The organism is Phenylobacterium sp. (assembly GCF_030693805.1).
In the GTDB taxonomy this organism is placed as follows: Bacteria; Pseudomonadota; Alphaproteobacteria; order Caulobacterales; family Caulobacteraceae; genus Phenylobacterium.
Window position 1 is genome coordinate 1 of sequence record NZ_JAUXZW010000236.1, and the last position, 8,391, is coordinate 8,391.

The 8,391-nt window shown below is 68.7% G+C and carries 6 protein-coding genes and 1 pseudogene; 6 read left to right on the top strand and 1 reads right to left on the bottom strand.

Annotation, left to right across the window (positions count from 1 at the left end; genetic code table 11):
• Positions 1-39 precede the first annotated feature (39 nt).
• Positions 40-1,005 (bottom strand): annotated as a pseudogene (locus Q8M88_RS09095) (ATP-binding cassette domain-containing protein); the annotation flags it as partial.
• A gap of 169 nt (positions 1,006-1,174) precedes the next feature.
• On the opposite strand from Q8M88_RS09095, the gene Q8M88_RS09100 reads away from it, so the two are divergent.
• The 6 genes from Q8M88_RS09100 to Q8M88_RS09125 form a co-directional block, all read left to right on the top strand.
• On the top strand, positions 1,175-1,357 hold the full coding sequence (locus tag Q8M88_RS09100; RefSeq protein WP_305596577.1) for a CsbD family protein: 183 nt from the start codon (positions 1,175-1,177) through the stop codon (positions 1,355-1,357).
• 150 nt (positions 1,358-1,507) lie between these two features.
• Complete coding sequence (locus Q8M88_RS09105; RefSeq protein ID WP_305596579.1) at positions 1,508-3,331, top strand: VWA domain-containing protein; 1,824 nt, start codon at positions 1,508-1,510, stop codon at positions 3,329-3,331.
• 79 nt (positions 3,332-3,410) lie between these two features.
• Entirely contained in the window at positions 3,411-4,622 is a 1,212-nt protein-coding gene (locus tag Q8M88_RS09110; RefSeq protein ID WP_305596581.1) for a glycosyltransferase, read from the top strand.
• Between the two features lie 87 nt (positions 4,623-4,709).
• Positions 4,710-5,276, top strand: a complete 567-nt coding sequence (locus tag Q8M88_RS09115; RefSeq protein WP_305596583.1) for a hypothetical protein — start codon at positions 4,710-4,712, stop codon at positions 5,274-5,276.
• A 70-nt stretch (positions 5,277-5,346) separates the two neighbouring features.
• Positions 5,347-7,971, top strand: coding sequence for an aminopeptidase N (pepN, locus tag Q8M88_RS09120; RefSeq protein ID WP_305596585.1), 2,625 nt, complete (start codon positions 5,347-5,349; stop codon positions 7,969-7,971).
• Positions 7,972-8,121: 150 nt separating this feature from the next.
• Positions 8,122-8,391: hypothetical protein (locus Q8M88_RS09125; protein ID WP_305596587.1), on the top strand; the 270-nt coding region annotated here is incomplete at its 3' end.

Genomic DNA, 8,391 nt, shown 5'->3' on the forward strand with positions numbered 1-8,391 from the left:
CACCTTGCCGCCGTACTACTTCTCCAGGCCGTCGACCTAGATCACCACATTGCCCAACCTGGGGCCGGGCGGGATCTGGATGGTGGCGAAGCTCTGCTTCTCCCGCTCCTGCTGGTTGGCCATTTCCTCGTAGGCGGCCAGGCGCGCCTTCGACTTGGCCTGACGGGCCTTGGCCGAAGATCGGACCCAGTCCAGCTCGCGGGCCATGGCGCGTTGGCGGGCATCGCTCTCGCTGTTCTCCTGGCGGACGCGCTTTTCCTTCTGCTCCAGCCAGGACGAGTAGTTGCCCTCGTAGGGGATGCCCTTGCCGCGATCGAGCTCCAGAGTCCACTTGGTGACCTGGTCGAGGAAGTAGCGGTCGTGGGTCACCAGGATGACGCAGCCCGGGAAGGCCTCCAGGTGATGCTGCAGCCAGGCGACGCTCTCGGCGTCCAGGTGGTTGGTCGGTTCGTCGAGCAGCAGCATGTCAGGCTTGGCCAGCAGCAGGCGAGCCAGCGCCACTCGGCGCTTCTCACCGCCCGAGAGCTTGTCCACCGACCAGTCGTTCGGCGGACAGCGCAGGGCGTCCATGGCCATCTCGATGCGGCTGTCGATGTCCCACAGGTCGCCCGCGTCCAACTTCTCCTGAAGGGCGGTCATCTCCTCCATCAGCTCTTCGGTGTAGTCCTCGCCCAGCTTCGCCGCGACGGCGTTGAAGGCGTCGAAGATCTTCTTTTCCTCGCACCAGGCGATGGCGTTGCCCCACACGTCGAGGCTCTCGTCGAGCTGCGGCTCCTGTTGCAGGTAGCCCATCTTGACGCCGTCCGCGGCGCGGGCCTCGCCCTGGAACTCCTTGTCGAGCCCGGCCATGATCTTCAGCAGGGTCGACTTGCCGGAACCGTTGACGCCGACGACGCCGATCTTGGCGTCGGAGTAGAACGACAGCCAGATGTTCTCGAACACCTTCTTGCCGGCGGGGAAGGCCTTGGTCAGGCCCTGCATCTGGAAAATATACTGCTGCGCCATGGGGCGGGCGGTCTCTTCGAATAGAGGAATGGGGTTGGGGCGGGAGATAGACGCAGGGCGCCTCATGCGCAACGTCGGCGGGCCCGCATCGGGAACGAAAGTCCCACGCTCCGCGTAGTGATGGGGACAGGCGGCTCCCCGCGCCTGCCCCAGTCAGGAGTAGATCCCCATGCACAAGGACACCGCCAAGGGCGCCGCGAAGGACGCCGCAGGCTCCGTGAAGGAAGCCGTCGGCCGCGCCACCGGAAACGAACGCCTGGAAGCCGAAGGCGCCGGCGAAAAGGTCGCCGGCAAGGTCCAGAAGGGCGTCGGCAACCTGAAAGACGCCGCCCGCGACGTGTTGAAGAAGTAGCGCGCCGCACGTCTGGCGAAATCCGAAGGCCGCCCGGGGTGAAGCCTGCGCGGCCTTCGTCACGTCTGCGCCACGACCCCAGACGCCGTTCCGCCACAAAGCTTATCGAGCTTGGCCTTTGAGCGAACGATCCAGGTTTGGAGGCTGAAGATGTTTGGTGGTTTGACGCGGCGCGGCGGCGCCCTGGCGGCGCTTGCGTCCCTGGCGGCCATGGGGCCGGTCAGCGCGCCCCAGGCCCAACCGCGCTACGCCCCCGATCAGCCGACCCCGGACGCCTGCGCCAGGCTGGGCTACGCGCCGGGCGGAAGCGAGCGTGACGACATGCGTCGCTCGCGGGCCAGCGGCGGGCTCTCCGGCGCCTATCCCTCACCGACCTACGCGCCGCCTCCCCCGCCGCCGCCGCCCCGAGGCCGCGCGCCCGACATGCCGTCGAGCATTCCGCCCCTGCCTCTGCCGCTTGTCGAGAAGCGCATCGAGCAGAGTGCGCCGCAGGCCATGGCGGGCGGCGGCCGCTTCGCGCCGCCCAGTCAGTCGCAAGCCGGCGCCGTAGACACCGAACGCTATCCCAATGCTACCCCGAACCCGGTGAAGCGCACGGCGCAGGAGCCAGTGTCGACATTCTCGATCGACGTCGACACCGCGTCCTATTCCAACGTGCGCCGCTTCCTCAACGACGGGACACGGCCGCCGCGCGACGCCGTGCGGGTCGAGGAGATGCTGAACTACTTCGACTACGGCTACGCCCTGCCCCGCGACCGTGTGACGCCGTTCGCCAGCTTCGTCGCGGTGACGCCTTCGCCGTGGTCGCGCGACCGGCAGATCCTGCACGTCGGCCTGCAGGGCTATGAGCTCTCCGCCGCCGCCCAGCCGCCGCTGAATCTGGTGTTCCTGATCGACACGTCAGGCTCGATGAGCGGTGAGGGCCGGCTGCCGCTGGCGCGCAAGGCGATGAACCTGCTGATCGACCAACTCGGACCCCAGGACCGGGTGTCGATGGTCGCCTACGCGGGTTCCGCCGGGGCGGTCCTGGCGCCGACCTTCGGCCGCGACAAGCTGCGAATGCGCTGCGCCCTCGGCGCGCTGGAGGCCGGCGGCTCGACCGCCGGCGGCCAGGGCCTGGCGCTGGCCTACGCGATGGCGAAGCAGAACTTCAACGCCCGCGCGGTGAACCGCGTGGTGCTGATGACCGACGGCGACTTCAACGTCGGCGTCGCCGACCCCGCCAAGCTCAAGGACTTCGTCGCCGAGCAGCGGCGCGGCGGCGTCTACCTGTCGGTCTACGGCTTTGGCCGCGGCAACTACAACGACACGATGATGCAGACGCTCGCCCAGAACGGAAACGGGACCGACGGCTACATCGACACCCTGGCGGAGGCGCGCAAATCCTTCGCCCAGGATTTCTCCGGCTCGCTGTTTCCCATCGCCGACGACGTCAAGATCCAGATTGAGTTCAACCCGACGCAGGTCTCGGAATACCGGTTGATCGGCTACGAGACCCGGCTGCTGAACCGCGAGGACTTCAACAACGATCGGGTGGACGCAGGCGAGGTGGGCTCCGGCGCCGCGGTGACCGCGCTCTACGAGATCACCCCGGCGGGCGCGCGTCCGTCCGCCGATCCACTGCGTTACGGTCGCCGCCCCACGCCCGTCACCGGCCCGACCGGAGAGCTCGCGTTCCTGAAGATCCGCTACAAGCGGCCAGGCGCCCAGGCCTCGCAGCTCATCGAGCGGCCGATCACTCAGGCGTCCTACTACGCCGACGTGCGCAGCGCGCCGGAGCCGACGCGGTGGGCGCTGGCGGTGGCCGGCTTCGGCCAGAAGCTGCGCGGCGATCCCTGGGTGGACGAGCGCTTCGGGTGGCCGGAGATCGAGGCCCTGGCTCAGGGTGCGCGCGGCGGCGACCCGTTCGGTGAGCGGGCGGAATTCGTCCAGTTGGTGCGCGCCGCGGGTCAGGCGCGACCAGTCAACGAATGACGCGTGCGGGGCGAGAAACGAAGCGCCCCGCCGTTCGTTGTCGCGACAGCACAAAACCAATTCAGAGGGGGCAATCCTGGTGTTCGACGCCGCAGACTCGGAACGACTGATCCGGCTGGAGCGTGAGGTTCGACGGAGGATCGACCCTAACGGAGCCGGCGGCTTCCACCTGATCGACACCACGATGATGTATGCGCCGCGCTCGGGCGGGGTGAAGCGCTACCTCAACGCCAAGGTCTCCTGGCTCGCACGGCGTCGGCCCGACGTGCGCCATACCCTGGTCGTACCGGGGGCCGCCACCCGCGTGGAGGACAGCCATACCGTCACGGTCGCCGCCGCCCGGCTGCCGTTCGGCGACGGCTACCGGATGCCGGCGATGCAGGGCAAATGGGAGGCGGTGCTGCGCATGCTGGCGCCCGACGTGATCGAGGCCGGCGACGTCTTCGTGCCCGGTCATGCCGCGCTCGAGGTCGGCGAGACGCTGGGCGTGCCAGTGGTCGGCTTCTGCCATACCGACGCCGCCGCCCTGGCCGCGCTGCACTTCGGAGACTGGGCGCAGGCTCCGACCTTCAGCTTCTGGGCCAGCGCCTATCAGCGGTTCGATCAGGTCGTGGCGCCCAGCCAGCACATCGCGACCCGGCTGGCGGAAGCCGGCGTCGAGCGGGTGATCGTCCAGGGCCTGGGCGTCGACACCGACCTGTTCGACCCGGCCCGCGCCGACCGCGCACGGCTGCGCAAACGACTGGGCCTGGACGCCGACGCAAGGCTGCTGGTGTTCGCCGGCCGCGCCGCGCGGGAAAAGAACATCGACGCCATGGTCGCCGCGGTGGAACGGCTTGGCGATCCCTATCGCCTGTTGCTGATCGGGGCCGGCAAGGACGTGCGCTATTCGTCCCACGTGATTTGCATGAATTACGAGCGCGACCCGGCGCGGCTGGCGGGATTGCTGGCGAGCTGCGACGCGTTCCTGCACGCCAACGAAAACGAGATCTTCGGCCTGGTGGTGCTGGAGGCGCTCGCCGCCGGCCTGCCGGTGGTCGGCCAGTCCCGCGGCGGGGTCGGCGAACTGATCGACGAGAGCGTCGGCCAGCGCGCCCGTAACGCCAGCCCCGCTGCGCTCGCCGAGGCGATCGAGGCGCTGTTCGACCGCGACCTACCCGCATTGTCGGCCGCCGCCCGACGCCGCGCGGAACAGCGTCATAGCTGGGACGCCACTTTCGAGGCGCTGACCCGCCTCTACGGCCAACTGGCGCGCGGCGCGCGGCGCACGCCTCTGGCGCTCAGCGCCTGAGACGGGCGTCGCGCAACCGGGTGAATTGACTCGCCGTCAACGATTTCAAGGCACTGTGGCCTCCGAGACTCTCGAAGGGACCCCGGCATGGCCAAGGCCGTCTTTCAGCGGAACCAGAAGGTATGGGTTGAGAGCGTCGGCGCCTGGTCGGTGGTCGAGCGCATCGTACCTGTGTGGGCCCGAGGCTTCGAAGAGCCGATCCGCGTCACCTATGACGTGGGCCTGGGGCGCGAATTCCACGCCCATGAATTGCGCGCCGAACAGGACGACGTCGACGTGCTGTCCGACAGCGGCAGCCCCTGGCGGCTGCTTCGCGCGCGCAACAAATGGCAGACGCCCGAAGACTGCCCGCACCACCCCTTCCCCGGCACCTATCCCGTAGTGGTCACCGACGCCAACGACTGGGGCGGCTGGCGGGTGCCCGGCGCCGAATACGACCGTGCGCCGTCCAAGCTGGAGATGCAGGCCCGGCTGATCGTCTCGGCCCCGCGGCTGCTGGCGCTGGCCAGGCACCTCGCCGAGCTGGTGCTGGAGATGCCGGAGGACTCCCCGTCCGAAGTCCGCGTCCTGGCGGAGGAAGCGATCAAGATCGATCGCTACGTTCGCGAGATCCCGGAGCCTGACGCGCCTGTCGAAGAGGCGAAGGTGGCCTGACCGCGCTGACGCGGACGTTCTCACGCAGGCTCGCATTGGCGCCGGCGCCGCCCGGGGCTACATGCCTGGGATGCGCACAGACACCCCTCAGCCAGTCCGCCTGGTCGACTATCGTCCGCCCGCCTTCTTGATCGACGAAGTCCGCCTGGACTTCGACCTGATCCCCACAGCCACGCGGGTGAAGGCCCGGCTGTCGGTGCGCCGCGACGGCGCCGCCGGCGAGCCCCTGGTGCTGAACGGCGAACGTCTGAAGCTGATCTCGGTCGCCGTCGACGGCCGCGTCCTGGCGACGTCGGACTACGAGGTCGACGCCGAGTTCCTGCGCATCCCTAACGTCCCCGATGCCTTCGTCCTTGAGACCGAGGTCGAGATCAACCCACAGGCCAACACCGCGCTCGAAGGCCTGTACATGTCCGGCGGCCGCTTCTGCACCCAGTGCGAGGCCGAGGGCTTCCGCAAGATTACTTACTGGCCCGACAGGCCCGACGTGCTGTCGCGCTTCACCGTACGCCTCGAGGCCGACAAGGCGTTCCACCGGCTGCTGTCGAACGGCAATCTGATGGAGGCCGGCGAAATGCCGGGCGGGCGCCACTACGCCGTGTGGAACGACCCGTTCCCCAAGCCCTGCTACCTGTTCGCGCTGGTGGCCGGCGAGCTGGACGTGCTGGAGGACAGCCTGGTCACCATGAGCGGCCGCACAGTCGACCTGCGCATCTATGTGGATCCCGGGATGGCGCCGCGCGCCGCCTACGCGATGGACTCGCTGAAGCGTTCAATGAAGTGGGACGAACAGGCATTCGGCCGCGAGTACGACCTGGACCTGTTCATGATCGTCGCCGTGCGCGACTTCAACTTCGGGGCGATGGAGAACAAGGGCCTCAACATCTTCAACGCCTCGCTGCTGCTGGCCGACGAAGCGACCGCCACGGATCTCGACTATGAGCGCATCGAGGGCGTGGTGGCCCACGAGTACTTCCACAACTGGACCGGCGACCGCATCACCTGCCGCGACTGGTTCCAGCTCTGCCTGAAGGAAGGCCTTACGGTGTTCCGGGATCAGAGCTTCTCCGGCGACATGCGCGGCCACGCCGTGCAGCGCATCAAGGACGTGAAGGCCCTGCGCGCACGCCAGTTTCCCGAGGACCAGGGGCCGATGGCCCACCCGGTGCGGCCGAACAGCTTCCTGAAGATCGACAACTTCTACACCGCGACGATCTACGAGAAGGGCTCCGAGGTCATCCGGATGCTCAAGACCCTGATCGGCGCGGAAGACTTCCGGCGCGGCATGGACCTCTATTTCGAACGCTGGGACGGCCATGCGACGACGGTCGAAGCGTTCATCGAATGCTTCGCCGAGGTGACCGGCCGCGACCTGTCGAACTTCTTCGCCTGGTACGAACAGGCGGGCACGCCCCGGGTGACCATCGCCAGCCGCTATGACGCGGACAAGCGCACCCTGGAGTTGGACCTCTCGCAGTCCACCCCGCCGACGCCGGGCCAGCCGTCGAAGCGGCCGCTGCCGATCCCCGTAGCGCTGGGCCTGCTGGACTCCGACGGCCGTACGATGGCGTTCGACTACGAGGGCGCGGCGACCGACCAGGCGGTGATCGTGCTGGATGAAGCGCGCAAGCGGGTGGTGTTGAGCGGCGTCGACAGCGATCCGGTGCTCTCGGCCCTACGTGGTTTCTCGGCCCCTGTGGTGATGACCACCGATGCGCCGCCAAAGGACCGCTATGTCGCGCTGGCCGCCGACCCCGACCTGTTCAATCGCTGGGAAGCCGGCCAGGATCTCGCCCGCGACCTGATCCTGGCGCGCGCCGCCGGCAAGCCCGACGAGATCGCCGAGGAGCGCTACGCCGAGGCGGTCGGCCGGGCGTTGTCCGACCAGGCGTCCGACGAGGCGTTCAAGGCGCTGATCCTGGCGCTGCCTTCGGAGAGCGACCTGGCCCTGGCCATGCGCCCCGCCGATCCGCAGGCGATCCACGCCGCGCGCGACGCCCTGCGCCTGCGCATGGCGCTACACCTCGACGATATGCTGAAGCGGCTGCACATCGGCCTCCAGGAAAGCGGCGAGTTCAGCGCCGACGCCGCGGCCGCTGGACGCCGCGCGCTGCGCAACGCGGCTCTCGAGCTGATGGCGATCAACCCGCGCGGCGACGTCGTCGAACGCGCCGCGGGCCATTACCAGGCCTCCGGCAACATGACCGACGCCATGGGCGGGATGCAGGCGCTGATGCTGGCCGGCGGCGAGCCGTTCGCCGAAGCGCTCAGCGACTTCTATGCGCGCTGGAAGGCCGAGCCTCTGGTGATCGACAAGTGGTTCGCCCTGCAGGCCCGCGACCAGGGCGAAGGCGCCCTGGGCCGGGTGATGGGTTTGACCACCCACCCCGCCTTCGACGCGAAGAACCCCAATCGCCTGCGCGCCCTGGTGGCGACGTTCGGCGCCGGCAACCCCGCGGCGTTCCACGATCCCAGCGGCGCCGGCTATCGCTTCCTCGCCGACCAGATCCTGATGGTCGACGGATTCAACCCGATGATCGCCGCGCGCCTGGTGGATCCCCTGGCGGGGTGGCGGCGCTACCTGCCGGAGCTGGGGGCGCTGATGCGCGCCGAATTGGTTCGCATCGCCGGTCACGAAGGCCTGTCGAAAAACGTCTACGAACTGGTCACCCGCGCGCTCGCCGAGAGCGCGTGAAGAACCGACCGAGTCTTCCGAATCACACTTTGCGGAATTCTCGCCTGGCAGGCGATCTTGGCCTTACGAACCGGTGACGCGGACGAACCTGACGCGTAGACTCTGCTTTGAGTTGGGGTGACTCGGGTTCAGCGCGGAGGCAGGGCGGCGTTGTCCGGACGCGCGGGGGGAGATGCGGCGGCGCAAAAGCCGGACCGCAAAGGCGTAGGGCTTGCGCCTAACGCCAGGCCCGCGTCGACGCAGTCGTTCGCGCGCATCGCCATTCTGTCGACCCTGCTGCTGCTGGCCGTCTACACCGCTGTTGCGGTGGCGCGGGTCCAGCGCGAGCCCCAGGCTTCAAGCATAGCCAACGCCGGGCTTGGCGGTCGCGCCGAGGCGCTGGCCGCGCGGGTCGACGCCGAAGCCGCCGCCCTGCGCGGC

Coding starts and splice junctions, on each gene's coding strand:
- Q8M88_RS09100 (WP_305596577.1), top strand. CDS start 1,175: ATGCACAAGGACACCGCCAAGGGCGCCGCGAAGGACGCCGCAGGCTCC.
- Q8M88_RS09105 (WP_305596579.1), top strand. CDS start 1,508: ATGTTTGGTGGTTTGACGCGGCGCGGCGGCGCCCTGGCGGCGCTTGCG.
- Q8M88_RS09115 (WP_305596583.1), top strand. CDS start 4,710: ATGGCCAAGGCCGTCTTTCAGCGGAACCAGAAGGTATGGGTTGAGAGC.
- pepN (WP_305596585.1), top strand. CDS start 5,347: ATGCGCACAGACACCCCTCAGCCAGTCCGCCTGGTCGACTATCGTCCG.